This is a genomic window from Cupriavidus sp. GW821-FHT02F09, from assembly GCF_059421605.1.
This window is the reverse complement of sequence record NZ_JBWKVH010000003.1, coordinates 299,524-324,338: the sequence shown is the minus strand read 5'-3', so window position 1 is coordinate 324,338 and position 24,815 is coordinate 299,524. Positions and strand designations below refer to the sequence as shown.

Genomic DNA, 24,815 nt, shown 5'->3' with positions numbered 1-24,815 from the left:
CCATCGATACACGGTTAAGCGGCCGCGCCGTTTTGCAGCACCACCAGTTGGGCTGGCATTGGCGCGGCGAAGCCGGCCTCGCCAAAGCTCTCGCGGATCACGCGGTTGCTGTCGAAATACACCTGCCAGTAATGGTCGGTATGGCAGTACGGACGTACCGCAAGCACCGGGCCTACCAGGGTGAACTCGATAATCTCGACGTCGGGCGGCGGCTCGGCCAGAACGTTGGGCAGCGCGGCCAGCCGCTCCCTTAGCAGGGTGGCGGCCGCCGCCACGTCCGTGCTGCCGGCTAGCTGGGCCTTGAGCTCGACCCGGCGGTACGGGTTGGCGCTGAAGTTCTGGATTGTGTCCGCAAAGATCTTATTGTTGCCGACCACGGTGAGGACATTGTCGGGCGTGTCCAGCGTGGTGGCAAACAGGCCGATCTCCCTGACGGTGCCGGTGATCCCGCCTACCGTGACGAAATCCCCAACCTTGAAGGGCCGCAGCACCACCAGGAAGGCGCCTGCCGCGAAGTTGGACATCAACCCCGACCACGCCATGCCGATGGCGATGCCGGCCGCCGCGATCAGTGCGGCAAAGCTGGTGGTCTGGATGCCGAAGTAACCCAGGATCCCGATGATCAGCACGATATTCAGGGTCACCGTGACGATGGAACCGACATAGCGCAGCAAGGTCGGGTCGACCTTTTGCTTGGTCAGGGACCCCTGCACCATGCGCACCACGACATGGATCAGCCACCGGCCAATCACCCAGAAGACGAGGGCGGCGAGAACCTTGAACCCGACTTCCGTCGCATAGGCGACGACGACATCCTGATACTTCTGCAGCGTTGTAGCATCCATCGCGTTTCTCCCTTGCTGGCTCGGCAGGTATACAGGCAACGAATATCAAGCAGCGGATGCCCGGGGCGCATCGGCGGCGGGGCGCGAAGGTGGGCAACGCATTATTGCTACGCGGCGAGCGGAAGTTCAAGCACAAAATGGCCGCAAAGGGCGCAGGGCGCCACTCGCGGGCATGGGTCGCAGGTGAGGGGGCGTGGCGCAAGGGCGCAATTCCCTTTGCACCGTGCCTTACCAGTTGGTTTCGCGCTCCGGCGTGGCGGAGATGCGATGCAGTGACAGGTCCGCGCCGTTGTATTCCGATTCAGCGTCCAGCCGGATGCCCACGACCTTCTTGAGCGTGCCGTAAACCACGGTGCCACCCACCAGGGCGATCGCGATGCCAAGGAGGGTGCCGAGGCACTGCGCGCCGAGCGAAACACCGCCAATGCCACCGAGCGCCTGGCTGCCAAAGATGCCGGCGGCAATGCCGCCCCATGCGCCGCACAGCCCGTGCAGCGGCCAGACGCCCAGCACATCATCGATATGCCACTTGTTCTGGGCCAGCGTGAACAGGTAGACGAACAGCGCGCCGGCGATGGCACCCGTGACCAGCGCGCCCAGCGGGTGCATCAGGTCGGATCCGGCGCAGACCGCCACCAGCCCGGCCAGCGGGCCGTTGTAGGCAAAGCCGGGGTCGTTGCGGCCGGCCGCCCAGGCGGCCAGCGTGCCGCCGGCCATGGCCATCAGGGAGTTGATGGCCACCAGCCCGCTGATCTTGTCGACGGTTTGCGCGCTCATGACATTGAAACCGAACCAGCCTACCGCCAGTACCCATGCGCCCAGCGCCAGGAACGGGATGTTCGAGGGCGGGTGCGCGCTGATGCGGCCGTCTTTCTGGTAGCGGCCGCGGCGCGCGCCCAGCAACAAGATGGCGGGAAGCGCGATCCAGCCGCCCATGGCGTGGACCACGACGGAGCCGGCGAAGTCGTGGAACGGCGCTCCCGCGACCGAGGCGATCCAGTCCTGCACGCCAAAGCGGTTATTCCAGACGATGCCCTCGAAGAAGGGGTAGACCAGGCCCACCAGCACGAAGGTGGCCACCAGTTGCGGATTGAAGCGCGAGCGCTCGGCAATGCCGCCAGAAATGATCGCCGGTATGGCGGCGGCAAACGTTGCCAGGAAAAAGAATTTCACCAGCTCATAGCCGCTTCTTTCCGCCAGTGCATGGGCGCTGGTGAAGAACTCGACCCCATAGGCCACGGTGTAGCCAATAAAGAAATAGGCGATCGTGGAAACCGCAAAATCCACCAATATCTTGACCAGTGCGTTGACCTGGTTCTTCTTGCGCACCGTGCCCAGCTCCAGGAACGCAAAGCCCGCGTGCATGGCGAGCACCATGATCGCCCCTAGCAAGATGAACAGGGCATCGGTGCCGCTCTTCCATTTGTCCATACAATCCTCTATGCGCAAAATGGGAGCACACGTACGCAAAAAGCGTACCAGTCTGGGGCATCGCAGGCCGGGATCTGCACCGTGTTGGTGGGATTTGCACCGATTTGTCGCGCTCGAAGGGGGCGGCGCACGGATTGAGAAGTCATAACCTGCAGCCGAATAGCATGCGCCGGGTATGCCAGGCACATGGAGGCTGCGCCAAAATGAGGCAATGCCCCCATTTGGGGCGCACGCTCACGGATTTCATGCACCATGATGGACCGTGGAGGCGCATCCATCCAAATCCATTGGCATACCGCCGACCAAGCCATCTGGGCGGTTTTGACGGCAGCAAGGCGTACACAGCGCAGGTCTGACCTCGTCAAGCGACGCCTGTCATCGTGTACCGGCGTTCGAATGACCATTACTCTCACCGGCCGCATTTGAAAGCACGGAAAAGGAGGGTAAATTCCCCGCAAAGGCGCTTGACTCAAGGATTTGCGGCTTTTTTCGTTGCATTGGTGCCACTGGGGATTGCCCAATGCGTAAAGCGCGGATTAGACTGCGCCGATCGGTAATTTGCCGCGTGGCAGACACTCCGATCAAGACGACCAACAAGGGAAATCAGCCATGAATAAAGGTGAACTGGTATCTGCCATCGCCGCTGACGCGGAACTGAGCAATGCTGCAGCAGAGCGCGCGCTGAATGCCGCTCTGGACAACATTAAGAAGGCGGTTGCCAAGGGTGATTCGGTAACGCTGGTGGGCTTCGGCAGCTTCAGCTCCGGCAAGCGCGCCGCACGTACCGGACGCAATCCGCGTACTGGCGAGACCATCAAGATTCCGGCCGCCAAGACGGTCAAGTTCTCTGCCGGCCAAGGGTTCAAGGACGCTGTGAACAAGAAGAAATAAGTAGTCCGCGCCCAGGCGCAAACAGGAAGGCGGCCCGTTGGGCCGCTTTTTTATTGGTGCCGGGGTGCTTTTTGACGTTCTCGGGGGCAGGGCAGGGCGATCGTTCCGGGTTAAACTGCCGATCGTCGGCGCCAGCCTTTCGACCTGCACCGCGGGTCGGCCCGGCCGCTTCCAGATTCCGGATTTTCATCATGAATGACCTGTCCCACCAGCTTTCCATGACCGTGCTGATGACGCCGGACATGGCCAATTTCTCCGGCAATGTGCACGGCGGCACCATCCTCAAGTACCTCGACATGGTGGCCTACGCCTGTGCCAGCCGCTATGCCGGGCGCTACGTGGTCACGCTGTCGGTCGACCAGGTCGTGTTTCGCCAGCCCATCCACGTGGGTGAGCTGGTGACGTTCCTGGCGGCAGTCAATTTCACCGGCCGCAGCTCCATGGAAATCGGCATCAAGGTGATCACGGAGAATATCCGCAGCAAGCTGGTTCGCCATACCAACAGCTGCTACTTCACCATGGTCGCTGTGGACGACAACGGTGCGCCCGCCGAAGTGCCGCCGCTGGTGCCCCGCGACGAAGTCGAGCGCCAGCGCTTTGCCGCAGCCCAGCTGCGCCGCCAGTTGCGCCAGGAAATGGAAAAACGGCACGATGAAATCACCGGCACGGTGTCCTGAGGTGGGGGGCACGGCCATGCCATCCGGGCGTTCCCATCGCGTTTCCCGTGGGCCGCGGTGGCCCCTGACCGGCCTTCTGGCGGCGCTTGCGCTGCTGGCGCCGGCTGCGCATGCCGAGGAAATCGGCAGCGTGAGCACCAATTTCCGCATGACCGGCTCCGACAAGGTCGTGATCGAAGCCTATGACGATCCGCAGGTCGAAGGCGTGACCTGCTACGTGTCGCGTGCCCGCACCGGAGGCATCAAGGGCTCGCTGGGCATGGCCGAAGACCCGCCGGAAAGCTCCATCGCCTGCCGTCAGGTAGGGCCGATCACGTTCAAGGGGCCGCTGCGCCAGCAGGACAATGTGTTCTCCGAGCGCATGTCGATCCTGTTCAAGACTCTGCACGTGGTGCGCACGGTCGACCGCAAGCGCAACACCCTGGTCTATCTGACCTACTCGGACCGCATCGTGTCCGGCAGCCCGCAGAATAGTGTGACCGCTGTGCCGGTGGCGCCGGCCACGCCGATTCCGGTCAAGTAGGCATCCGTTTCCTGATCCACGATCCACGATCCATTCAACAATCCAGTCCGGAGAAGACAGCATGAATGAGCAAGGCAAGGTTGCGCTGGTAACGGGCGCGGCCCGCGGCATCGGCAAGGCGGTGGCACAGGCGCTGCTAGTGGCAGGCTATCGGGTGGTGTTTGCCGGGCGTACCGCCGAGCCGCTCGAGGCGCTGGCCGCGCAAGCCAAGGCCGAGGGCCATACGGCGCTGGCGGTGCAATGCGACGTCAGCGATCCGGATTCGGTGGAGCGGCTCTTCGCCCAGGTTCGCGAGCATTTCGGCCGGCTCGACGTGCTGTTCAACAACGCCGGCATCAATGCGCCGGCGGTGTCCATCGATGAACTCTCCGTGGCGCAATGGAAGGCCGTGCTGGACACCAACCTGACCGGCGCGTTCCTGTGCTCGCGCGCGGCCTTCGCGCTGATGAAGTCGCAGAGCCCGCGCGGCGGCCGCATCATCAACAACGGCTCGATCTCGGCGCACGCGCCGCGGCCCAACACGGTGCCATACACGGCCACCAAGCACGCCATTACCGGGCTGACCAAGAGCCTCTCGCTGGATGGCCGCGCCTTTGACATCGCCTGCGGGCAGATCGATATCGGCAACGCCGCCACCGATATGGCTTCGCGCATGGCGCGCGGCGTGCCGCAGGCCAACGGCGAGATCGCGCCGGAGCCGCTGATGGACGTGGCGCATGTGGCCAGCTCGGTGGTGCACATGGCCAACCTGCCGCTGGGTGCCAATGTGCAGTTCATGACCGTGATGGCCACCAAGATGCCCTTCGTCGGGCGTGGCTGAACCTGGCGCAAGCGTCTGGCCGGCATCGCGCCGGCCAGGCGTCTCCCGCTATTTGATCGCCAGTGCCTCGCTTTCAGCGCGGCAGTCGCCGGCCGGCCGCAGCCCGTTGGCACGGGCTTGCGCAACCTCCGCTTTGGCTGCCGCAAGATCTGCGAGGAAGGTAGGGTCTGCATGCAGCCGCGCCACGGTAGCTGCGCCCATGATGCGGCCCTGCGTCGCATCGCTTTGCCAATGCACATTGCAGACCAGCCGGCTTTGCCCATAGGCCAGCCCGCGCGCCAGGATCACATTGGACTGTTGCGGCGCGATTTCCGCCAGGATCAACGCCCACGCCCAGCCAATGGCGTTATGCCCCGAAGGGTAGGAGCCGTCCTTGGAAAGCATGGCTTCCTCGGCGGGCGTGCAACTCGGCTGCTGGTTGACCACGAACGGCCGGGCGCGCGTATATTTGTCCTTCACGCCGTACGTCGATAGTCCCGCATCGGCCAGGGTCCGGCGCAGCAGCAGGTAGAGCCGGGGGGTTTGCTCCTGCGATATCGGCGCATCCAGCGCACACGAGAAAATCCCCTCGGCCTGCGGGAATTTCAGGTTGGCATCGACTGCTGCCTGGCGGTAGCGTGCCGTGCCTCGCAGCGCCTGGTTGCCGCGCGCGATCTCGTCGTCCAGGGCTTGCGCCGCGGAGCCGGGTGCGGGCGGCGGTGGCACCAGGGCGAGGCTATCGGGCCGTGCGTCCGCCGGCAGGTAGCCGGCGAGAATGCCAGGCCGTATCTCCGGCACCGGCGCAGCGGCGCTGCCCTGGCCCTGGCCGGCACAGCCCGCGAGGAGCAAGGCAGTGCCCAGCACGGACAAGCCCGCGAGCCGGTTGCCGGAGGGCAGGAAAGGTCTGGTGAATGAATTTGCTTGCATCTGCATCCGCATCTGTTATCTGTTATCTGTTATCTGTTGGTTGTTCCCGTAATCGCCGTCGGACCGGCGTGGTAACGGCAAGCAAGCGGCCGTGCTCCCGTTCACTGCCGCCTGGGTGATCCTGATCTTGTCCAGCGCCCGGGTTCAGGCTTCGAACATCTTGCGCAGTGTCGACTTCAGGATCTTGCCGTTGGCATTGCGCGGCAGCATGTCGGGGCAGAACACGATCCGCACCGGCACCTTGAAGGCCGCCAGCCGCTCGCCCACGAACGCCTGCAACTCCGCCTCGGTGGCTTGCGCGCCGGGCTTCAGGCTGACCACGGCCGCGGGCTCTTCGCCCAGCGTGCGGTGGGGGATGCCGACCAGTGCCGCATCCATGATGGCCGGGTGATCGTACAGCGCGCTTTCCACCTCGATGCTGTAGATGTTCTCGCCGCCGCGGATCAGCATGTCCTTCATGCGGTCGACAATATAGACAAAGCCCTCCTCGTCCAGCCGCGCGATGTCGCCGGTCTTGAGCCAGCCGTCGATGAATGTTTGCGCGGTGGCTTCCGGCTTGTTCCAGTAGCCGCGCACCACATTGGCGCCGCGCACCATGAGCTCGCCGGTCTCGCCGGTGGGCAAGCTGTGTCCGCGCCCGTCCACCACCTTCATCTCGCCGATGGGCAAGGCCGGGCCGCCGCTTTCGGGACGCTCCACATACTCCTCTGCACTGTGGCTGGTGAAGGTGGCCGAGGTCTCGGTCATGCCCCAGCCAATGCCGGGGGCCGAATGCGGGAACACTTCCTTGATGCGGCGCACCAGCTCGGCCGAAGCGGGGGCGCCACCGTAGTTGACGTTTTCCAGCGACGACAGGTCGAAGCGCTCGCGCTCCGGGTGCTCGATGATCTGCCAGGCGATGGTGGGCACGCCGCCGGCAGCCGTGCAACGCTCGCGCTCGATCAGGCCCATGGCACGCACGGCGTCCCAGCGCCGCATCAACACGATCTTGGTGCCGCTGGCCAGCGCGCCGTTGAGCACCGCCATGCAACCGGTAACGTGGAAGAACGGCACCGACAGCAGCATGCCTTTTTGCGGCGCGGCCGGATCGGGCGCGGGGATCGCCTCGCCGCGGCGCAGGCAATTGCGCATCGGGCTGAACGCGGCGGCCACGGCCACATTGGTGGCGTTGCGGTGGGTGCCGAGCGCGCCCTTGGGCTTGCCGGTGGTGCCTGATGTATAGAAAATGGTGGCGTCGTCTTCGGCGTCGATGGCGACATCGGGTACCGGCAGTTCCGGCAGCGATGCCCATTGGTCCGGCGTGCCGATCAGGCTCTCCAGCTGGCTGATGCGCGCGTCGCTGGCTGGCGCATCGGCGCGGCTGACGTAGATTTTCTCCAGCGCGGGGCAGCCTGGCAGGTGCTCAATGATGCGGCCCAGCCGTTCATCGTCAACGATGGCGATCTTGCTGCCGGAGTCGGCCAGGCCGTACTCCAGTTCCGCCCCGGTCCACCAGGCGTTGAGCGGCGTGACAATGGCGCCTGTCAGCAAGGCGCCGTAGAAGACGGCCGGCCATTCCGGCAGGTTGCGCATGGCCAGCGCCACGCGGTCGCCCTTGGTCACGCCATCTCGGATCAGCGCATGCGCGATGGTGAGCGCGGCGCGGGCGAACGCATCGTACGAGACACGTTCGTCCTCATAGACGACAAAGGTTTTGTCGCCCAACGTGCGGGCTTGCAGGAACAGGTCGCGCAGCGTGGGTGGCGCGTTTTTCCAGACGACGGTGGTAATGCCCCGGATCACGCGCGTTTCGGTTTCGAAAGGGGCGCCGGGCGCGGTAAGGCGGGCGTGGGCCTCGGCCAGGCTGATTGCTGGCCAGGTCGTAGCGAATTGCGGGTTGTTCGACATCGGTGCCTCCCTGACTGCATGGCAGGATGGGCAACGCTCTGGCATGCCGGCGCGCAAGCTTGCCCGCGTGCCGCGCCTGCTCGGAAATGCGGGCGGCAATGCACGCGGGCACGAAGTGCCCCGGCTCAGGCCTCAGGCATCGGGCTTTGCGCCCTGGCCCTGGAGCGAGCCCGGAACGGGAACAGCAGGTGCGCGGCGGCTCAGATCGTGACGCCGCCGTCCACCACCATGGCCTGGCCGGTCATGAAGGTGCTGGCCGAGGAGGCCAGGAACACCGCGGCGCCGGCAATCTCCACCGGCTCGCCGATGCGGCGCAGGGGCGCGCCTTGCGTCGACAGCTTGTAGCGCTCCGGATCCTCCCAGAGCGCCTTGGCGAAATCGGTGCGGATCAGGCCAGGGGCGATGCAGTTCACGCGCACGTTGCTCGGGCCGAACTCCACCGCAAGGTTGCGCGCCAGCTGGAAGTCGGCTGCCTTCGACACGTTGTACACGCCGATGGTGGGCGAGCCGCGCAGGCCGCCGATGGACGACACGATGATGATCGAACCGTCCTTGCGCTCAAGCATCTGCGGGGCCACCATCTGGATCAGCCAGTGGTTGGAGATGACGTTGTTGTCCAGCACCTTGCGGAACTGTTCGTCGGTCACGCCGCTCATCGGGCCGTAATAGGGGTTGGACGCCGCGTTGCAAACCAGTACGTCGATCTTGCCGAACGTGCCGTTGGTCTGGTCGACCAGGCGCTGCAGGTCTTCCTTGGAGGAGATATTTGCGGGCACGGCAATCGCGGTGCCGGCGCCATGCTTGGCATTGATGGCATCGACGACTTCCTGGCAGGCCTCGGCCTTGCGCGAGGAAATCACCACTTTGGCTCCTTGCACCGCCATCTGCTCAGCGATGGCGCGGCCGATGCCGCGTGATGAGCCGGTGACGACGGCAACCTTGCCGGTCAGGTCGAACAATGACATGCGTGTCTCCTGGTGTCCTGGTCCTCGCGGGGCGGGACCAGATGATCTTTAAAAGGCGCTGGTGAATCTGCATCTTGGCAGCACGGCCCGGCGTGTTCTGCACAGCGGTTCATGCAGGGGCTTGTCAGTACCATAGTGCTACCGGCCGGTACATTATGGTTGGGAGGCATGGCTCAGTCCACAAGCAAATCGGCAGCCGGCCCGGCTTATCAGAGAATTTTCTGTTGGCAATGCATTCGGTGCATGACGTCGGCAAGACAGCGGCATGATGTCCGCACCCACAAACGGCGAACAGGTCATAACAGGCTGCAACAGGCCACAAAGGACGAGGTAAGCGTTTCATGCTTTGGCAAATCAAGAATACCGAGGTCTACCTGCTTGGGGCGATCCACGTGCTGGATGCGCCCTTGCCTGCACTGGTGCCGGCCGCGGAGCGCGCCTACCGAGCTTCGGCTCGGGTGGTCTTCGAGGTGGCGCTGGACCAGGCGCCGGACTTCGCGCCGGCGTATTTTCCGCAAGGCGATAGTCTCAGCCACCATCTGCAGCCGGCTACGCTTGCGCAGGTGCGGGCGCTTTGGCTGGATTTCGGGTTGCCCGGCCCGGAACTGGAGCGGCTGCGCCCCGTGTTCGCCGCGATGCATCTGCAGTTCGCGGTGGCCGCCAGGCACGGCATCCTGGCACAGCATGGTGTCGATCGGTTCTTGTGGGCGCGCGCCGCTGTCGATGGACGGGCAACGGACGCGCTGGAGGATGGCACCGAGGCGCTGCGGATGTTGCAGTGCGTGCCGCTGGCCGAGCAGGTATCGATGCTGGCATTCTTTGCCGAGCAACCGGAACTGGCCGCAGCGGAGCCGGCGGATATGGTGCGCTGGTGGCGGCAAGGGCAGGCCGGGCCGTTTGGCGCGCTGCTAGCGCGGCGCCGCGCACAATGGCCGGACACGCTGGCGGTCCTGGTCGACGCACGCAACCAGCAGTGGATGCCGAAAATCCAGGCGCTGGTCGCGGATCGCGTGCCAACCCTGATCGTGGCCGGTGCCCTGCACATGGTGGGCGACGCGGGGCTGCCGGCGCTGCTTGGGGCCGCCGGGCTCGAACTGCTGCCCGAACCCTGGTGAAGCGAACACCTATCTGTTGCCGCGCGCCTCAATCAGCGCCGGCAATAGCTGGGCCAATTGCGCCTCGCTGGCAAGATCCAGCGCCAGCCCGAAGCGGTCCCCCAGCGCTTGGACAATGGCAGCCGGCGTCTCCAGTTGCTGGCGCTGCACGCTGCCGTCAGCCGCGCGCACGGCAAAGTCGCCGTTGATCAGCGTCAGCCGGGTGTCGCCTTGCGAGCGCGCCAGGGTCAGGGCGTTGCGGAACAGGCTGTCGGGGTGGGTGGAGGTGTACCAGTTGCGTGGCTCGAAATCGATGGCCTGCTGCGGCGAAAGATCGAACTGGTAGAGCTTGAACCATGCGCTTGCGGTCCTGACCTCCAGATCGTACACGTGAAAGGCCGCACCTGTCGTCTCCACGCAGGACAGGCGGTATGGGAACGACGGATCGGCTTGCTCCGCCTGCGGCAGCGCCATGGCGCGATACGGGGTAGGGCCGCCAAAGCCCACGTCCACGATATAGCTGTGATGCGCGGCCTCCACGCGCAGCAGCATGTGCGATTGCATGGTGGGCACGTCTTCCGGCACGTTCCAGCGCACCCGCGCAGCCAGCGGCGTGACCACGTAGCCAAGCGCACGCAGCGCGGCGGCAAGCAAGGTGTTTTGCTCGAAGCAGTAGCCGCCGCGCGCGTTGGTGACCAGCTTGTCGAACACCGCGTCCAGGCCGATCTTGATCGGGCGCTGCAGCAACACGTCGACGTTTTCAAAGGGAATCCGCGCCAGTTGTGCCGCGATCAGGCTGTCGAGCGTGGCGAGGTCCCGCTGGCTCGGCAGCGCGTGGCCGATGCGGCTGAGATAGGCTTGCAGGCGGGTGTCGTCTAGATAGGTCATGGCGATGGATGTTCGGTTTGCGCTGCCAGCGTAGGCTGAAGGGATCGGGCAGGGCGGCACTGTCAGGTCAGCGCCAGCAAGGCCGGCAGGTCGATCAACTCGATGTCGGCATAGTGCAGCCGCAACAGCCCGCGCGCTTCGAGCTCGCGCAGGGCCTGGTTGACGGTCTGGCGCGACAGCCCGAGCATCTGCCCGAGTTGTTCCTGCGGGATATGCACGGAGCGGCGCTCCAGCCCGGGCATGTCGCCATAGGCCTGGGCAATGGCGACCAGCCGGCGGCCGGTGCGCGCCAGCGGCGGCAGCAACTGCGCCTCTTCCACATAATGAAGGGCCTCGCGCGTCTTGGCGGCGAGCAGCTTGCCGAACTCGCGCCACCATTCGGGATGCGCCGACAGCATCGCGTAGAGCTTGTCGCGCTGCAGGTGCATCACGGTGGCCGCGCTGGTGGCATGGGCGTCGTGCGTGCGCGCCAGCCCGTCGAACAGGCAAATCTCGCCAAACCAGCTGCCCGGCCCCAGCAGGCCGATCAAGGCGGCCTTGCCGGACTCGCTGTGGCTGTCGATCTGCACCGTGCCGGCAGTCACGCCGTAGATGCCGTCAAAGGCGTTGCCGCGGGTAAACAGCATCTGGCCGGCCGCCAGCTTGCGCGTGGCCGCGTCCCGCAGCAGGGTGTCTTGCATGGTCGACGGCAAGGCGCCAAACCAGCTCCCGCCGCGCAAGGCGCGCAGCGGATCCAGGGCCGGCTCGTGCTGGCCACGGGTTGCCAGGCGCATGATGGTCTCCTTGATCGATGCTCTTGCCGACTGTCAAAAACCGGACAGACGGGCTTTTTGATGCCTATTAATATACGGCCACAACGCGTAGCCACAGTACGCGGCTGCAAATACGCGGCTACAACGACGCCCCGGCAGGAGACCCTGTGAAGACACTGATCGACCACCTGGCTAACTACGCAGCCTATCATCGCGACGCGCGCAATGTGTTCAGTCATTTCATCGGCATTCCCATGATTGTGCTGGCCGTGACCACACTGCTGGCCCGCCCGGCCATGCCGCTTGACGCCGGTCCGGCGTACCTGACGCCGGCGATGGTCGTTTATGGTCTGTCCTGCCTGTTCTACCTGCGCCTGTCGGCGGGGTTCGGGCTGGCGATGACGGTGATCCTGGCTGGCTTCGTCTACGCCGGCGGCGCCATCGCTGCGCTGTCCACCGGCGCCTGGCTGGCTTGGGGCATCGGCCTTTTCGTGGCGGGCTGGCTCATCCAGTTCATCGGGCACTACTACGAAGGCCGCAAGCCTGCATTTGTGGATGACCTGGCCGGGCTTCTGGTCGGGCCGCTCTTCCTGGTGGCCGAAGTGGCTTTCGCAATGGGCCTGGCGCGGGACACCCGCGAGGCCGTCAGCGCCCACGCGCATTGACCTTCGGCGCGCCCGGCAGCTAAGCGCCGTGTTCCGCGCCGTGTTCCAGCAGCCAGTCGCGCAGTTGCAAGACCTTGTCGTCGGGAGGCAGGCCGCGCCGGTGGACGAAGTAATAGGCCTTGCGATTGTCGGTCTCCGCCGGCAGCGTGGCTAGCGGCACCACCAGCCGCCCCTGCGCCAGTTCCTCGGTGATCAGAATGCGTGGGATCAGCGCCACGCCGATGCCGGCGGCGGCCGCCTGCGCCAGCATGGTGTAGAGGTCGTAGCGCGGGCCACGCAAAGCCTGCGCCGGCAGTGCCGCGCCCGCGGCGGCGAGCCAGTCGCTCCATGCGCGCAAGCGGGTGTTCAGGTGCAGCAGCGGCAATTCCAGCAACTGATCCAGGTCCAGGCGCTTGCGGCGCCCCAGCAAGGCGGGGCTGCACACCGGCACCGACGGGCCTTCCTGCAGGATCCGCTCGCCCTGCGTGCCCGGCCACAGCCCTTCGCCGTAATAGATGGCCGCGTCGAACGCGGTATCACTGAGCTCGAATGCCTCGGTGCGCGCCGAGAGATGCAACGTGAGATCGGGCAGGGCGCGTGCCAGCAGCGGCAGGCGCGGGATCAGCCACTGGCTGGCAAAGGTGGGTCCGATGGCCAACTCGATGGCGCGCCCGCGCGGGCGCTGGGCCATCACATCCAGCGTCACCTGCTCGATCTGGTCGAGCCGTTCCCGCACTTCTTCGGCATAGGTCCCGCCAGCAGGCGTCAGCACGATGCGCTTGCGGATGCGGTGGAACAGCGGCACGCCAAGCCGCGCTTCCAGCCCTGCGATCTGCCTGCAAACCGCGCTCTCCGTGACCGCCAGCTCGTCGGCGGCGCGGGTAAAGCTGCCCAGGCGCGCCGCGGCCTCGAACATCTGGAGTGCCGTGAGGCTGGGTATGCCCTTGCGCATAGTGCGTTTTTGGAAGGAAGTTGGTGCGAAGTTATCAATTGTACGAACTCTGCCGCAGTCGCACAATAAGCCCCATCCGGAGGCCGTCGGCCCCCGCCATCCCCCGAAAACAAACACATTTCAGCGCATTGATCATGACGAAGCCGAATCTGCAACGCCTCCTCGAGACTGTTTGTGGCGAAACCCAGGCAGCCGAGTTGCTGCAATTGATGAATGTTTCCCCGCAACTGCTGTCTTCTACCAGCGAACAGGCCAGCCGTGCCGAAGTGGCACAGGCGCTCAATATGGTGCTGTTCGCCGGCATTCTCGAGCGCGTGCCGACCGGCATGGCCTATACCCGCGACGTGATCCAGGCGGGCGGGCAAGTGGTGTTCGACCACGGCGCGCTGCGCACGGTGAAGTGGGATTGCGGCAGCCTGCCCTCGGGCGAGATCGCTTTCACCCGTATCCTGGGCCCGCTGGGCTACCGCCTCAACGGCACCTATCCGCTCGAGCGCATCGGCATGACCGGCCGCTCCTATGCGCATGCCGACCTGCCTGACGACATCGCCCAGTACTTCCTGAGCGAGTTGCATCCCGAGCGTTTCAGTGCCGATTTCCAGTCCGCCGTGTCGCGCGTGGTGTCCAAGTCCGTCGATCCGCTCGGCGACGAAGCCGTCGCGCAACTGGCCCTGCTCGAGCGCGATGCGAGCCTGCCGATGGCCGACGCCGCACGCCTGGTGCCGCAACTGGCAGCCTGCTTCGCCCGCCAACATGCCGAGCCGGCGCTGGCCGACTATGAATTGCTGCTGAAGGAATCGGCCGAGATGGCCTGGATTTCCACCGAGGGCAATGCCTTCAACCACGCCACCGACCGCGTGGCGGATGTGCGTGCCGTGGCGGACGCACAACGCAGCCTGGGCCGCCCGATCAAGGACTCGGTGGAAGTGTCGCGTTCCGGGCGGGTCCTGCAGACGGCATTCAAGGCCGATCCGGTGGAGCGCGGGTTTGTCGGCGCCGACGGCGTCGTGGTCAAGCGCAGCGTGCCGGGCTCGTTCTACGAGTTCATCACGCGCGATTTCGTGCCCGCGACGCAGGCAGCTGGCGGCACGTTGGATCTGTCGTTCGATGCCGGCAATGCGCAAGGCATCTTCAAGATGACGGCGGCCTGCTAACGCGGGCAATGCGGTAGCAGGAGAAAGAGAAGGGGCCGGCCCGTCCGGCCTTTTTTTGGTTTACGGCTGGCCAGCCGGCAGGCGCAGGCGAGCCAGCAATCCGCCCAGTTCGCTGTTGCCTAGCTCCAGCCCACCCTCATAAAGGGCCGCCATCTCGCTGACGATGGCCAGGCCCAGTCCGCTGCCCGCAGCGGACTCATCCAGCCGCCCATAGCGTGCTGTGGCCAGTTCGCGGGCCTCGGCCTGCATGCCCGGCCCGTCGTCTTCGACCGTAACCTCAAGCATGCCGCCGCGCTCCACGAGCTTGACGCGAACGCGCGAGCGCGCCCACTGGCAGGCGTTGTCGAGCAGGTTGCCGAGGATCTCGATCAGGTCCTGGCGGTCGCCGGCGAAGTGCCCGTCGCCATCCACCTGGATATCGATCTCGCGGCCGCTGTGCAGGCGGGTCAGCGCGCGCGCCAGCTCGCCTGCCGCTGGGCCGGCGATGCGCGCCCCGCGCGTGCTCGCAGCCCCTGCCGCCCGTGCGCGCGCCAGGTGGCGGTCCACCTGCCGGCGCATGGCCTCGACCTGGCTGGCGGCGGCGCGGGCCGCCTCGCCGGGCAGGCGCTCGGCTTCGTTGGCGAGGATGGCCAGGGGCGTCTTGACGGCGTGCGCAAGGTCGGCCGCCTGGCGCCGCGAGCGCTCCAGCGCATTGGCGTTGCGCGCCAGCAAGGTATTGATCTCGGTAACCAGCGGCACCACCTCGGACGGCCACGTGCCTCCCAGGCGGCTCTCGCGGCGTGCCTGCAGGGTGGCGAGCGCCTGGCGCAGCCGCGCCAGCGGCGCGAGGCCAAACTTTACCTGGGCCGCCACCGCCAGCAGCAGGCCCGCGCCCAGCGCCGTGAGCGACCAGCCCAGCAGCCGGTTGAAGGCCTGGCGCGCCGCGCGCAGTTCGGTGCGATCCAGCGCCACCGACAGCATCACCGGCGTATCGGCCGACGCCAGCACGATGGGGCGCGACACCACCAGCAGCGATTGCCCGTTGGGCCCGGGCCGGATCTCGGCATGGCTGCCCGCTACCTTGTTGCCCACCGTGGCGGGCATCTCGGCATCCCAGAGCGAGCGTGAACGCAGCGTGGCGCCCGGTGCCTGCGCCTGCCAGTAGGCGCCGGAGTAGGGTAGTTCAAAGCGCGGGTCGGCCGGGGCGCGGGTCAGGGCGAGCTTGCCGTCAGCGCTCCAGTCCAGGGCGGCGGCGAGGCTGGTGAGCTGATTGTCGAGCTGGCGCACGTAGGTGTCGTTGACGTGGCGCGCGAACAGCGTGGAGAGCAGCCAGCCGGTGCCGCCGAGCGCGGCGGCCAGCCAGATGGCCGCGACCGCGAGCAGGCGGATGGCTAATGACTGGCGCATGGGTCAGTTGGCGGCGTTTGTAGAGATTGCGGGGGCTTCGGCAGACGCCGGAGGGCGCAGGCGGTAGCCCTGTCCGCGCACGGTCTCGATGACGTCCACACCGAGTTTGCGCCGCAGCCGGCCGATGAAGACTTCGATGGTGTTGCTGTCGCGGTCGAAATCCTGCGCATAGATGTGCTCGGTCAGCACGGCCTTGCTGATGATCGCGCCCGGGTGGTGCATCAGGTAATCCAGCACCTTGAACTCATGGGCGGTCAGCACCACCGCGGCGCCGTCGACGGTCGCCACGCCCGTGCGCGCGTTCAGGCGCACCGGGCCGCAGGCCAGCTCGGGCGCGGACATGCCATGGGCGCGGCGGATCAGCGCGCGGATGCGGGCCAGCAACTCCTCCATGCGAAAGGGCTTGGCGAGATAGTCGTCGGCCCCGGCATCGATGCCTTCCACCTTGTCGGTCCAGCTGTCGCGCGCGGTCAGGATCAGCACCGGCAGGTTCACCTGCGCCGCGCGCCAGCGGCGCAGCACGGAGAGCCCGTCGAGCCCGGGCAGGCCAAGGTCGAGCACCACGGCATCGTAGGGCTCTTCGGCGCCCAGGTGCCAGGCATCGATGCCGTGCGCGGCGGTATCGACCGCGTACCCCGCGCTGACCAGGCTGGCGTGGATCTGGGCGGCCAGCACGGCCTCGTCTTCTACCAGGAGGATGCGCATGGGGGATCAGGGTTTCTTGCGGGCTTGCTCAAGATCGCGCCCCTTGGCTTTGAGCAGGGTGGCGGTCTTGGCGTCGTATTCGAGCTTGGCCACCGAGCCGCTTGCCAGCAGCAGCTTGACTTCGTACTGCCAGACGCCATCGTCGCGGTCGAGCTTGACGCCGATCACGTCGCCCGTGTACTGCGCCGACACCGCCTCCAGGATGCGCGTGAGCGGCAGGATCTCGCCCGACTGGACGGCGGCGCGGGCGCGGTCGGCGTCCTTGTCGGCATGGGCGGGCGCCGGGGCCGCCAGCAGCAGCGGCAAGGCGGCTAGCAGCGGCAGCAGAGCGCGAGGCAGGGATGCGGTGCGGAACGAAGGCAATGGCGTGAGCGAGCGGGGCAATACGGTTGTGAGCAAGCCTTGATGGAGCGAAGCAGTCTGCCGTGCCTTGCCTGAACGCAAGCTGAATGGCGCGCTCAGCATGGGTTCAGGCAGGGATCACGACAATGGGCGCCATTGCATTGATCGTCATCGTCACAGTTTTCCAGGAGTCTGGCCATGCAAGGCGTGCGCATCTCGAATGATAGCCCTTCCGAAATCCACCGCCGCGCCACGCGCGACGGGATCGCGCTGGCCGCGGCGGTGATCGTCGTCCTGCTGGGCGTTGTGTCCCTGTTCTGGGCGCAGGTCGACGCGCGGGCCGTGCTGCATGAATGGAAGCACATGGACAGCGGCCTGTCCATGATCGTGCTCGGGGCACTGGTGCTCGGGCCACTGCTGGCCTTCGGGCTGGACGATTGAAGCTGGCCCCTGAAACCCTCGGCGGGTTTTCCATGCCTGGACATGCGCCTGCGGCTGGTCCTACACTCGATCCACAACAAAACGCACGACCGTTCTTATTTATGTTCCGTGCGCATGGTCAACCATGCGCCACGGACATGACCGGCACAGTGCGATCCCTCAGGGTCAATCCAAAAAGGAGACATGGCATGGAATCGAAGAACGTCCCGCTGGTAGCCGAGTTGTTGCGCGATGCACCGAAGAACTGGGGCAAATGGGGGCCGGATGACGAGGTCGGGTCGCTGAACTATCTCACCCGGGCGGAGGCGCTGCGCGGCGTGGCTTCCGTGCGCTCCGGCAAGACCTTCACCCTGCAGATCCAGATGGGAAACCCCGCCGGCGACCCGGTCTGGCCCGGGCGTTCGCAGGCGCGCCGCCTCAACGTGATGGACAAGGGCCACTACCTTTGTGGCAAGGGCCCGAAGTTCCCCGGCGAGGCCGAGTACGCCGACGACATGATGATCATGTACCTGCAGGGCTCGACCCAGTACGACGCGCTCGGCCATGTCTGGTACGGCGATCAGCTATGGAACGGCTACGATGCCAAATCCACCATCGGCGGCCTGGAAAAAGCCAGCATCCTGCCAATCGCGGAGCGCGGCGTGGTCGGGCGCGGCGTGCTGATCGACATGGCGCGCCACCGCGGCAAGGACGTGCTCGCCCCGGGCGAGACTTTCACCCATCTCGACTTGCTCGCCGCCGCCGAGATGCAGGGCGTGCGCATCGAGAAGCACGACGTCCTGGTGATCCGCACCGGCTGGATCGGCTCCTTCTACAAGCGCGACCAGGCTGAGTTTTATCGTGAGTTCGTCGAGCCGGGCCTGACCTACAGCCCGGAACTGGTCGAGTGGTTCCATCGCATGGAGATCCCCAATCTCGTCACCGACACGATTGCCAACGAGGTGACGGTGGACCCGGTCTCAGGCGTTGCCTTGCCGCTGCACAATGCGCTGATGCGCAACCTGGGCGTCACCCTGACCGAGATCGCCCAGCTGGACCCGCTCGCCGCGGACTGCGCGGACGACCAGCAGTGGACCTTCCTGTATACGGCAGCACCGCTCAAGGTAGTGAACGGCAGCGGCGCACCGGTCAACCCGGTGGTCATCAAGTAAGCCAGGCAAAAAGCCTGACCTCGGCGCCGTCCGGTGGAGAAGCCTCAATGGCCTCTTGCACTGTGCGGCGCCAGCTTCGTTTCGACCAAGCGCTATGCTTGACACTACCCGCCGTGCCTATCGAGGTGCCTCATGACGCCCTATGAAGAGAAGCCCTGGCTCTCCAGCTACAACTCCGGCCAGCCGCACACCATCACCCCGCAATTTACCGACGCATTGTCCATTTTCCGGGCCGCCGCGGACCGCGCGCCGGCCAGTCCGGCAATCCACTACTTTGACGCCACGCTCAGCTATGCCGAGGTGGATGCGCTCTCAGACGCGCTGGCGGTAGCGCTATCATCGCGCGGCTGCACGCGCGGCGAGCGGGTTGCGTTGTACCTGCAGAACGTGCCGCAGTTCGTCATCGGGCTGGTTGCCGCGTGGAAGCTCGGCGCCATCGCGGTGCCGGTCAACCCGATGAACCGCGCACGCGAACTGCGCCTGGTGCTGGCCGACTCCGGCGCGAAAGTCCTGATCTGCCACGAATCGCTCTACGCCGATGTGGTGAGCGGGCTGTTCGACGCCGAGCGGCGCGGCCAGGGCGACGCTGCCGCGCCCCTTGCGCTGCCTGCGGTGATCACCACGTCCGAGCTGGATTTCCAGACGCGCGCCGATCCGCGCCTGTTTGCCGCAACTCGGCGCCAGCCCGCCGAGGGCGTGCCCGATCTGCTGGCGCTGGTGCAAGAGTACCTGGGCCAGCGCCCAGCGCCGGTCAAGCTCGCGGCAGACGATATCGCGATGCTGGTGTACACCTCCGGCACCACCGGCGTGCCCAAGGGCGCGATGAACACCCATGGCAATGTTGCTTTCAATGCGCAGGTGTACCGCGACTGGATCGGCTTGGCGCAGGGCGGCCCGATCCTGGGCGTGGCGCCGCTGTTCCATATCACCGGACTGGTGGGCCACGTGGCCGCGGCGTTCATCTGCGCCGCGCCGCTGGTGCTGGCCTGTCGTTTCGAGCCGGGCGTGGTTCTGGAGGCCATCCGCGACCGGCGGGTCGAGTTCACCATTGGCTCGATCACGGTCTTCATCGCGCTGATGAACCATCCCGAGGCGACGCGCGCGCATTTCGCCACGCTGCGCAAGATCTACTCGGGCGGCGCACCGATCCCGCCGAGTGTGGTGGAGCAGTTCCGCGCCAAGTTTGGGCACTATATCCACAACGGCTACGGGCTGACCGAGACCAACTCGCCCACCCACGTGGTGCCGCTGGGCCGGGAGGCGCCGGTGGACCCGGCCTCCGGCACGCTGGCGATCGGCGTTCCCGCCTTCAACGTTGACTCCTTCATCGGCGACGATGCGGGCGCGCCAGTGCCGGTGGGCGAGGTCGGCGAGATCATTTCGCGCGGGCCGATGATCGTGCCGGGCTACTGGAACAAGCCGGAAGAGACGGCAAAGGCCATGGCGGGCGGCTATTTCCACACCGGCGATGTTGGATTCATGGACGCGCAAGGCTGGTTCTACCTCGTCGACCGCAAGAAGGACATGATCGTCGCCGCCGGCTACAAGGTCTGGCCGCGCGAGGTGGAAGACGTCTTGTATACGCATCCCGCGGTGCGCGAGGCGGCCGTGGTGGGCATCCCGGACGCCTATCGCGGCGAGACAGTGAAGGCCGTGGTCAGCCTGAAACCGCAGGCCAGCGTCACGCCGGAAGCGCTGCTGGCCTGGTGCAAGGAGCGCATGGCAGCCTATAAATACCCGCGCGTGGTGGAGATCATCGACGAGTTGCCGAAGACGGTCACGGGCAAGATCCTGCGGCGAGAGCTGCGCGGCTGAGGGGGCCGTGCGCGCAAGAAAGCGGCTGAAATCGTCGGCGCGCGCGCGGCATCCGGCGTGGCAAAAAAGACAAAATCACGCGTTTACCCCTTGTATATAGAGTCCGTGGACGCATCCACTGCTGCGTCCGCGCGACACAACGGCAGGCCGCGCGAGACAAAACCTCAAAAAACCCCGGGGAAAACCCCGGTTTTTACACTCGCACACACGAAAACCCCTTGACGTTGCGTTGTTTCCGCTATGATTCAGTCGATGCCGCACGCCGATAGTCGATCGACGAAGCGTCGAGCGACATCGGATGCCACATCCCGTGCGACATCATTCTGTTCAACTCATATTTATCGATATGGCGACCAAAGCGAATCCGACCGCGAAGACTGCAACCAAGACCGCTGCCAAGAAGGCACCGGCAACCAAAGCCGCTCCCGTAAAGGCTGCTGCCAAGAAGGCCGCGCCGGCCAAGAAGGCTGCTCCGGCTACCGCGGTGACCCCGCGCCCGCTGAAGGACACCTTCAACAAGTCGAGCCTGGTCGCTCACCTGGTAGCACAGACCCAGCTGGACGCCAAGGCCGTGAAGACGGTGCTGGCCCATCTGGAAAACACCATCGTCAGCGCGCTGCACAAGAAGGGCGCCGGCGAATTCACGCTGCCCGGCCTGATGAAGGTCACGGCTCAGCAAGTACCGGCCAAGAAGAAGCGCTTCGGCAAGGACCCGTTCTCCGGTGAAGAGCGTTGGTTCCCGGCCAAGCCGGCCAGCGTCAAGGTCAAGGTACGCCCGCTGAAGAAGCTGAAAGACGCAGCTGCCGCCTGATAGGGGCCCTGTTTCCAGCTTGAAAAGGAGCCGCTAGCCGGCTCCTTTTTTGTATCCGGCGAATGTGCAGCCGTGCCCGTAGCTCCAGCTTTTCCCGCTTTCCCCGCTGTTTTGGTCGTTTCCGTAGTTCCTCAGCCGGCCGCCAATGAAGCCGGCGCACCATTCCGGGAGATCGTCATGCCTAGCATCCAGTGCCGCCTGTGGCGGCTTGCCTTGCGCCTGGTCCGGCGCAAACAGCGTTTTTCCAGCGCGCAGGCGCTGCACGAGGAAATTCGCCGCCGCCGCAAGATCGGCCGCGCGAATCCCACGGCGCGCTTGCTGGCGCGCCATGCGGTGAGCATGGAACCTGTGGCCGGCGTCGAGGTCTACACCGTGCGCCCGCGGGGCAACGACAGCGGCAGGCAAATCCTCTATCTCCATGGCGGCGGCTACGTCTTCGATATCGTCAGCCAGCACTGGGACTTCATCGGCAAGCTGGTGGATGCGCTCGGCGCCACGGTGACCGTGCCGATCTATCCGCTGGCGCCCGAGCATACCCATCGTGAGGTCTTTGCCGGACTGCTGCCGCTCTACGACCAGTTGGTCCGCGGCAATCCACCCGCCAGCCTGACCGTCATGGGCGACTCCGCCGGCGGCGGCATGGCGCTCGCGCTGGCGCAAGTGGCCCGGGATACGGGACGCGCGCTGCCTGGCCGCCTGGTCTTGCTGTCGCCGTTCCTGGACGCCACTGGCAGCAACCCGGCCATCGATGTGCTCGAACCACTTGATCCGATGTTGTCGAAGCTCGGCGGCATCGAGTGCGGGCGCGTCTATGCCGGCGGCGATCCCGTCACGCTTGCACAGGTCAGCCCCATCTACGGCAGCCTGCGCGGCTTGCCTCCGGTCACGCTTTTCATCGGCACCCACGACGTCCTGTTGCCGGACTGCCGCGCTTATCGCGCGCTTGCGCAGGAACAGGGCTTGCCGCTGCGCTATTACGAATACGAGGGCATGTTCCACGTGTGGATGCTGTTGCCAATGCCGGAATCCAATGCCGCCTTCGCGCAGATCGTCGCCGCGGTGCAGGCCGATGAAGCCCCGCAGCGGCAGCCGGAGGCGCGCGCCGGGCAGGGCGCTGCAACCGGGTATCAGCCGATGTAACAAGGAACGGCGATAATCGCGGGGTTGCCGGCCAGGTGCCGGCCCAAAGTAGTTAGGAGTCCCCATGCTTTCTCGTCGTTACGGCGCGGTCTGGCTGACCGCGCTCGCTTTGCTGGTTCTTGCGGCACTTGCCGCCGGTCACCGGCTTTCTCCCGCATGGCTGGCTGTGCCCGTTGTGCTTCTGCTGGTTGGCTTGCATGACATCGGCCAGTCGCGCCACTCCATCCTGCGCAACTATCCGATCTGGGGCCACCTGCGTTTCTTATTCGAGTTCATCCGCCCGGAGATCCGCCAGTATTTCATCGAGGACGACACCAACGAGATGCCGTTCTCGCGCCAGCAGCGCAGCCTGGTCTACCAGCGTGCCAAGAACGAGGTCGACAGCCGGCCCTTCGGCACCGAGATCGATGTGCGCCTGGCTGGCCACGAGTGGATCAGCCACTCGCTTGCGCCGACCCGCATCCCTTCCGCTGACTTTCGCATTACCGTGGGCGAGGGCCGCGCCCAGCCTTACTCGTTATCGATCTTCAACGTCTCGGCCATGAGCTTCGGCGCGTTGTCCGGCAATGCGATCCGCTCGCTCAACCGGGGAGCAAAGCTTGGCGGCTTTATCCACGACACTGGTGAAGGCTCGATTTCCCCTTACCACCGTGCCGAAGGCGGCGACCTGATCTGGGAGGTGGCCTCCGGCTACTTCGGCTGCCGCCGCCCGGACGGTGGCTTCGATCCCGACAAATTCGCCGAGCAGGCGCGCTCGCCGCAGGTCAAGATGATCGAGGTCAAGCTCTCGCAAGGCGCCAAGCCGGGCCACGGCGGCGTGCTGCCGGCGGCCAAGGTGACGCCGGAGATTGCCGCCACGCGCGGCATCGGCATGGGCGAGGACTGCATCTCGCCCGCCACGCACAGCGAATTCTCCACGCCGCTGGGCCTGCTGCAGTTCGTCGACCGGCTGCGCACGCTGTCCGGCGGCAAGCCGACCGGGTTCAAGCTTTGCATCGGGCACCCGTGGGAGTTCTTCGGCATCGTCAAGGCCATGCTGGAATCCGGCATCCTGCCGGACTTCATCGTGGTGGATGGCGCCGAAGGCGGCACCGGAGCAGCACCGCTGGAGTTCGTCGACCATATCGGCGTGCCGCTGCAGGAAGGGCTGCTGCTGGTGCACAACACGCTGGTGGGCGTGAACCTGCGCGACAAGATCCGCGTTGGCGCGAGTGGCAAGATCATCACTGCCTTTGACGTGGCGCGCACGCTGGCCACCGGCGCCGACTGGTGCAACTCGGCGCGCGGCTTCATGTTTGCGCTCGGGTGCGTGCAGGCGCAGAAGTGCCATACCGACCGCTGCCCCGTGGGCGTGGCCACGCAGGATCCGGTGCGCCAGCGCGCCATCGTGGTGCCTGACAAGGCGGATCGCGTAGCCAGCTTCCACCGCCAGACGCTGCACGCGCTGCTGGAAATCCTGCAGGCCGCTGGCCTGAATCATCCGGGCGATCTCAAGCCGCACCATATCGTGCGGCGCATCTCGCCCAACGAAGTGCGGCTGATGTCCGAGCTGCTCAAGTTCCTCACGCCGGGGGACCTGATCAACGGGAATTTCCGCTATCAGTTGTACGAGAAGTACTGGCCGCTGGCGCGTTCCGACAGTTTCTCGTTGTAAAGCACTGCGCTAGCGCGCGGCTTGCGGCGCCGGCAGGCGGGCGCGCCCGTGCTGCCGGAATGCGCTGGGCGTCTGCCCAACATGCTTCGCAAAGAAGCGCGCGAAATACGCGGCGTCCGCAAAACCCAGGGTCGAGGCGATCTGCTTGATGTCGAGATCGCTATAGAGCAGGTCGCGCTGCGCCTCCACGATCAGGCGCGAATGGATCAGCTGCAGCGCGCTCCTGCTGGCAAGCTGCTGGCAGATCCGGTTGAGCTGGGTGGACGAGATGCCGAGCGTGTCGGCATAGCCCGCCAGATCCTGGTGGTTCCGAAAACGTGCCTCTACCAGTTGCTGGAACTGCTGAAAATGGCGTGCGGTCCTGCCCGCCGGCTGCGCCCCGGTTGCACCCGCGCCGCAAGCGCGCCGGGCAATGCCCACCAGCAACAAGGACAGCAGCGCCGACAAGGCAGCACCGCGCCACAGCGATACTGCGTTCATCTCCGCGCGGAACAGTTCCAGCGCCCCGGCAAGCACGGTGGCGTCATCGCGCTCGCCGCCAGCCGGGTCACCGAACGGGTCATGGTAGGGCCGCTCGAACAACGGTAGCGCATCCGGCACGCCAGCCAGCAGCGTGTGCAGGTAGTGGTCGGTCATGGTAATGACGATGCCATCCACGTCCGGCGTAAACCGAAAACCATGCACGCAACGCGGCGGCACCGTTACCACCGTGCGCGCGCCCAAGGGGTACTCGCGGTCGTCGAGCAGCGCGCGGCCGCCGCCCTGGTGCACGTAGAGCACCTGGAAGAAACGTTCATGGCGGTGTGGCTTGATCTCCCAGTCGTTGACGCCGCTGCGCTCCGGGATCGACTCGAAATGCAGCTGTTCCAGCAGGGGCTCGTTGGAGTTGACCCCATAGAGGGAGTAGGTCGGGACGGTTTTCATGGGGCGGGGGCGGGCAC

At 65.7% G+C, this 24,815-nt stretch carries 25 protein-coding genes; 13 read left to right on the top strand and 12 right to left on the bottom strand.

What is annotated here, in order from left to right:
• Positions 1-14: 14 nt before the first annotated feature.
• Both AC07XB_RS05980 and AC07XB_RS05975 read right to left on the bottom strand, forming a co-directional pair.
• Entirely contained in the window at positions 15-845 is an 831-nt protein-coding gene (locus tag AC07XB_RS05980) for a mechanosensitive ion channel family protein (RefSeq protein ID WP_492807313.1), read from the bottom strand.
• Positions 846-1,073: 228 nt separating this feature from the next.
• Entirely contained in the window at positions 1,074-2,276 is a 1,203-nt protein-coding gene (locus tag AC07XB_RS05975) for an ammonium transporter (RefSeq protein WP_492370828.1), read from the bottom strand.
• Between the two features lie 609 nt (positions 2,277-2,885).
• On the opposite strand from AC07XB_RS05975, the gene AC07XB_RS05970 reads away from it, so the two are divergent.
• From AC07XB_RS05970 to AC07XB_RS05955, 4 genes are all read left to right on the top strand, one after another.
• Positions 2,886-3,167, top strand: coding sequence for an HU family DNA-binding protein (locus AC07XB_RS05970; protein ID WP_017226623.1), 282 nt, complete (start codon positions 2,886-2,888; stop codon positions 3,165-3,167).
• A gap of 191 nt (positions 3,168-3,358) precedes the next feature.
• Positions 3,359-3,844: an acyl-CoA thioesterase gene (locus tag AC07XB_RS05965; RefSeq protein ID WP_043355051.1), complete on the top strand. Its 486-nt coding sequence runs from the start codon at positions 3,359-3,361 to the stop codon at positions 3,842-3,844.
• A gap of 16 nt (positions 3,845-3,860) precedes the next feature.
• Positions 3,861-4,367, top strand: coding sequence for a CreA family protein (locus AC07XB_RS05960; RefSeq protein ID WP_492826763.1), 507 nt, complete (start codon positions 3,861-3,863; stop codon positions 4,365-4,367).
• 61 nt (positions 4,368-4,428) lie between these two features.
• Positions 4,429-5,187 carry an SDR family oxidoreductase gene (locus tag AC07XB_RS05955; protein WP_492370827.1) on the top strand — a complete coding sequence of 253 codons (759 nt, stop codon included), beginning with the start codon at positions 4,429-4,431 and terminating at the stop codon, positions 5,185-5,187.
• 48 nt (positions 5,188-5,235) lie between these two features.
• On the opposite strand, the gene AC07XB_RS05950 is transcribed toward AC07XB_RS05955, so the two are convergent.
• From AC07XB_RS05950 to AC07XB_RS05940, 3 genes are all read right to left on the bottom strand, one after another.
• On the bottom strand, positions 5,236-6,093 hold the full coding sequence (locus AC07XB_RS05950) for an acid phosphatase (RefSeq protein WP_492826521.1): 858 nt from the start codon (positions 6,091-6,093) through the stop codon (positions 5,236-5,238).
• Between the two features lie 144 nt (positions 6,094-6,237).
• The gene (locus AC07XB_RS05945) at positions 6,238-7,980 is read right to left on the bottom strand and encodes a class I adenylate-forming enzyme family protein (RefSeq protein WP_492826522.1); all 1,743 of its coding nucleotides are present in this window, start codon (positions 7,978-7,980) and stop codon (positions 6,238-6,240) included.
• A 200-nt stretch (positions 7,981-8,180) separates the two neighbouring features.
• Positions 8,181-8,945: an SDR family oxidoreductase gene (locus tag AC07XB_RS05940; RefSeq protein WP_492370824.1), complete on the bottom strand. Its 765-nt coding sequence runs from the start codon at positions 8,943-8,945 to the stop codon at positions 8,181-8,183.
• Between the two features lie 341 nt (positions 8,946-9,286).
• On the opposite strand from AC07XB_RS05940, the gene AC07XB_RS05935 reads away from it, so the two are divergent.
• Positions 9,287-10,060, top strand: coding sequence for a TraB/GumN family protein (locus AC07XB_RS05935; RefSeq protein ID WP_492826523.1), 774 nt, complete (start codon positions 9,287-9,289; stop codon positions 10,058-10,060).
• Positions 10,061-10,069: 9 nt separating this feature from the next.
• On the opposite strand, the gene AC07XB_RS05930 is transcribed toward AC07XB_RS05935, so the two are convergent.
• Both AC07XB_RS05930 and AC07XB_RS05925 read right to left on the bottom strand, forming a co-directional pair.
• Positions 10,070-10,927: an arylamine N-acetyltransferase family protein gene (locus tag AC07XB_RS05930; RefSeq protein WP_492807320.1), complete on the bottom strand. Its 858-nt coding sequence runs from the start codon at positions 10,925-10,927 to the stop codon at positions 10,070-10,072.
• Positions 10,928-10,989: 62 nt separating this feature from the next.
• Complete coding sequence (locus tag AC07XB_RS05925; protein ID WP_492370821.1) at positions 10,990-11,700, bottom strand: Crp/Fnr family transcriptional regulator; 711 nt, start codon at positions 11,698-11,700, stop codon at positions 10,990-10,992.
• Positions 11,701-11,846: 146 nt separating this feature from the next.
• Between AC07XB_RS05925 and AC07XB_RS05920 the strand changes: the two genes are divergently transcribed.
• Complete coding sequence (locus AC07XB_RS05920) at positions 11,847-12,344, top strand: Mpo1 family 2-hydroxy fatty acid dioxygenase (RefSeq protein ID WP_309409184.1); 498 nt, start codon at positions 11,847-11,849, stop codon at positions 12,342-12,344.
• A 19-nt stretch (positions 12,345-12,363) separates the two neighbouring features.
• Here AC07XB_RS05920 and AC07XB_RS05915 read toward each other — a convergent pair whose 3' ends face one another.
• Positions 12,364-13,275, bottom strand: coding sequence for a LysR substrate-binding domain-containing protein (locus AC07XB_RS05915; protein WP_492370820.1), 912 nt, complete (start codon positions 13,273-13,275; stop codon positions 12,364-12,366).
• A gap of 134 nt (positions 13,276-13,409) precedes the next feature.
• Between AC07XB_RS05915 and AC07XB_RS05910 the strand changes: the two genes are divergently transcribed.
• Positions 13,410-14,429, top strand: a complete 1,020-nt coding sequence (locus tag AC07XB_RS05910) for a DUF1338 domain-containing protein (protein ID WP_492370819.1) — start codon at positions 13,410-13,412, stop codon at positions 14,427-14,429.
• Positions 14,430-14,489: 60 nt separating this feature from the next.
• Here the strand turns inward: AC07XB_RS05910 and AC07XB_RS05905 are convergent, their stop codons facing one another.
• The 3 genes from AC07XB_RS05905 to AC07XB_RS05895 are packed head-to-tail and all read right to left on the bottom strand — an operon-like array spanning position 14,490 to position 16,919.
• The gene (locus tag AC07XB_RS05905; RefSeq protein ID WP_492826524.1) at positions 14,490-15,815 is read right to left on the bottom strand and encodes a sensor histidine kinase; all 1,326 of its coding nucleotides are present in this window, start codon (positions 15,813-15,815) and stop codon (positions 14,490-14,492) included.
• Between the two features lie 3 nt (positions 15,816-15,818).
• A complete protein-coding gene (locus tag AC07XB_RS05900) occupies positions 15,819-16,520 on the bottom strand; it encodes a response regulator (protein ID WP_492826526.1) in 702 nt (233 codons plus the stop codon).
• A 6-nt stretch (positions 16,521-16,526) separates the two neighbouring features.
• Positions 16,527-16,919, bottom strand: coding sequence for a PepSY domain-containing protein (locus AC07XB_RS05895; protein WP_492370816.1), 393 nt, complete (start codon positions 16,917-16,919; stop codon positions 16,527-16,529).
• A 141-nt stretch (positions 16,920-17,060) separates the two neighbouring features.
• On the opposite strand from AC07XB_RS05895, the gene AC07XB_RS05890 reads away from it, so the two are divergent.
• From AC07XB_RS05890 to AC07XB_RS05865, 6 genes are all read left to right on the top strand, one after another.
• A complete protein-coding gene (locus AC07XB_RS05890) occupies positions 17,061-17,303 on the top strand; it encodes a hypothetical protein (RefSeq protein ID WP_416052523.1) in 243 nt (80 codons plus the stop codon).
• A 188-nt stretch (positions 17,304-17,491) separates the two neighbouring features.
• Positions 17,492-18,454, top strand: coding sequence for a cyclase family protein (locus AC07XB_RS05885; protein ID WP_492826528.1), 963 nt, complete (start codon positions 17,492-17,494; stop codon positions 18,452-18,454).
• A gap of 132 nt (positions 18,455-18,586) precedes the next feature.
• A complete protein-coding gene (locus tag AC07XB_RS05880; protein ID WP_492826530.1) occupies positions 18,587-20,269 on the top strand; it encodes a class I adenylate-forming enzyme family protein in 1,683 nt (560 codons plus the stop codon).
• 346 nt (positions 20,270-20,615) lie between these two features.
• Positions 20,616-21,080 carry an HU family DNA-binding protein gene (locus AC07XB_RS05875; RefSeq protein ID WP_492370814.1) on the top strand — a complete coding sequence of 155 codons (465 nt, stop codon included), beginning with the start codon at positions 20,616-20,618 and terminating at the stop codon, positions 21,078-21,080.
• Between the two features lie 177 nt (positions 21,081-21,257).
• Positions 21,258-22,220 (top strand): alpha/beta hydrolase fold domain-containing protein, encoded by a 963-nt coding sequence (locus AC07XB_RS05870; protein ID WP_492370813.1) that lies wholly within the window; start codon positions 21,258-21,260, stop codon positions 22,218-22,220.
• 64 nt (positions 22,221-22,284) lie between these two features.
• Positions 22,285-23,874: an FMN-binding glutamate synthase family protein gene (locus AC07XB_RS05865; protein ID WP_492370812.1), complete on the top strand. Its 1,590-nt coding sequence runs from the start codon at positions 22,285-22,287 to the stop codon at positions 23,872-23,874.
• 9 nt (positions 23,875-23,883) lie between these two features.
• Here AC07XB_RS05865 and AC07XB_RS05860 read toward each other — a convergent pair whose 3' ends face one another.
• Positions 23,884-24,798: a helix-turn-helix domain-containing protein gene (locus AC07XB_RS05860; RefSeq protein ID WP_492807331.1), complete on the bottom strand. Its 915-nt coding sequence runs from the start codon at positions 24,796-24,798 to the stop codon at positions 23,884-23,886.
• Between the last annotated feature and the right edge of the window lie 17 nt (positions 24,799-24,815).

Coding starts and splice junctions, on each gene's coding strand:
- AC07XB_RS05935 (WP_492826523.1), top strand. CDS start 9,287: ATGCTTTGGCAAATCAAGAATACCGAGGTCTACCTGCTTGGGGCGATC.
- AC07XB_RS05970 (WP_017226623.1), top strand. CDS start 2,886: ATGAATAAAGGTGAACTGGTATCTGCCATCGCCGCTGACGCGGAACTG.
- AC07XB_RS05890 (WP_416052523.1), top strand. CDS start 17,061: ATGCAAGGCGTGCGCATCTCGAATGATAGCCCTTCCGAAATCCACCGC.
- AC07XB_RS05900 (WP_492826526.1), bottom strand. CDS start 16,520: ATGCGCATCCTCCTGGTAGAAGACGAGGCCGTGCTGGCCGCCCAGATC.
- AC07XB_RS05875 (WP_492370814.1), top strand. CDS start 20,616: ATGGCGACCAAAGCGAATCCGACCGCGAAGACTGCAACCAAGACCGCT.
- AC07XB_RS05865 (WP_492370812.1), top strand. CDS start 22,285: ATGCTTTCTCGTCGTTACGGCGCGGTCTGGCTGACCGCGCTCGCTTTG.
- AC07XB_RS05925 (WP_492370821.1), bottom strand. CDS start 11,700: ATGCGCCTGGCAACCCGTGGCCAGCACGAGCCGGCCCTGGATCCGCTG.
- AC07XB_RS05960 (WP_492826763.1), top strand. CDS start 3,861: ATGCCATCCGGGCGTTCCCATCGCGTTTCCCGTGGGCCGCGGTGGCCC.
- AC07XB_RS05940 (WP_492370824.1), bottom strand. CDS start 8,945: ATGTCATTGTTCGACCTGACCGGCAAGGTTGCCGTCGTCACCGGCTCA.
- AC07XB_RS05945 (WP_492826522.1), bottom strand. CDS start 7,980: ATGTCGAACAACCCGCAATTCGCTACGACCTGGCCAGCAATCAGCCTG.
- AC07XB_RS05950 (WP_492826521.1), bottom strand. CDS start 6,093: ATGCAAGCAAATTCATTCACCAGACCTTTCCTGCCCTCCGGCAACCGG.
- AC07XB_RS05915 (WP_492370820.1), bottom strand. CDS start 13,275: ATGCGCAAGGGCATACCCAGCCTCACGGCACTCCAGATGTTCGAGGCC.
- AC07XB_RS05885 (WP_492826528.1), top strand. CDS start 17,492: ATGGAATCGAAGAACGTCCCGCTGGTAGCCGAGTTGTTGCGCGATGCA.
- AC07XB_RS05930 (WP_492807320.1), bottom strand. CDS start 10,927: ATGACCTATCTAGACGACACCCGCCTGCAAGCCTATCTCAGCCGCATC.
- AC07XB_RS05905 (WP_492826524.1), bottom strand. CDS start 15,815: ATGCGCCAGTCATTAGCCATCCGCCTGCTCGCGGTCGCGGCCATCTGG.
- AC07XB_RS05980 (WP_492807313.1), bottom strand. CDS start 845: ATGGATGCTACAACGCTGCAGAAGTATCAGGATGTCGTCGTCGCCTAT.
- AC07XB_RS05910 (WP_492370819.1), top strand. CDS start 13,410: ATGACGAAGCCGAATCTGCAACGCCTCCTCGAGACTGTTTGTGGCGAA.
- AC07XB_RS05860 (WP_492807331.1), bottom strand. CDS start 24,798: ATGAAAACCGTCCCGACCTACTCCCTCTATGGGGTCAACTCCAACGAG.
- AC07XB_RS05880 (WP_492826530.1), top strand. CDS start 18,587: ATGACGCCCTATGAAGAGAAGCCCTGGCTCTCCAGCTACAACTCCGGC.
- AC07XB_RS05870 (WP_492370813.1), top strand. CDS start 21,258: ATGCCTAGCATCCAGTGCCGCCTGTGGCGGCTTGCCTTGCGCCTGGTC.
- AC07XB_RS05975 (WP_492370828.1), bottom strand. CDS start 2,276: ATGGACAAATGGAAGAGCGGCACCGATGCCCTGTTCATCTTGCTAGGG.
- AC07XB_RS05955 (WP_492370827.1), top strand. CDS start 4,429: ATGAATGAGCAAGGCAAGGTTGCGCTGGTAACGGGCGCGGCCCGCGGC.
- AC07XB_RS05965 (WP_043355051.1), top strand. CDS start 3,359: ATGAATGACCTGTCCCACCAGCTTTCCATGACCGTGCTGATGACGCCG.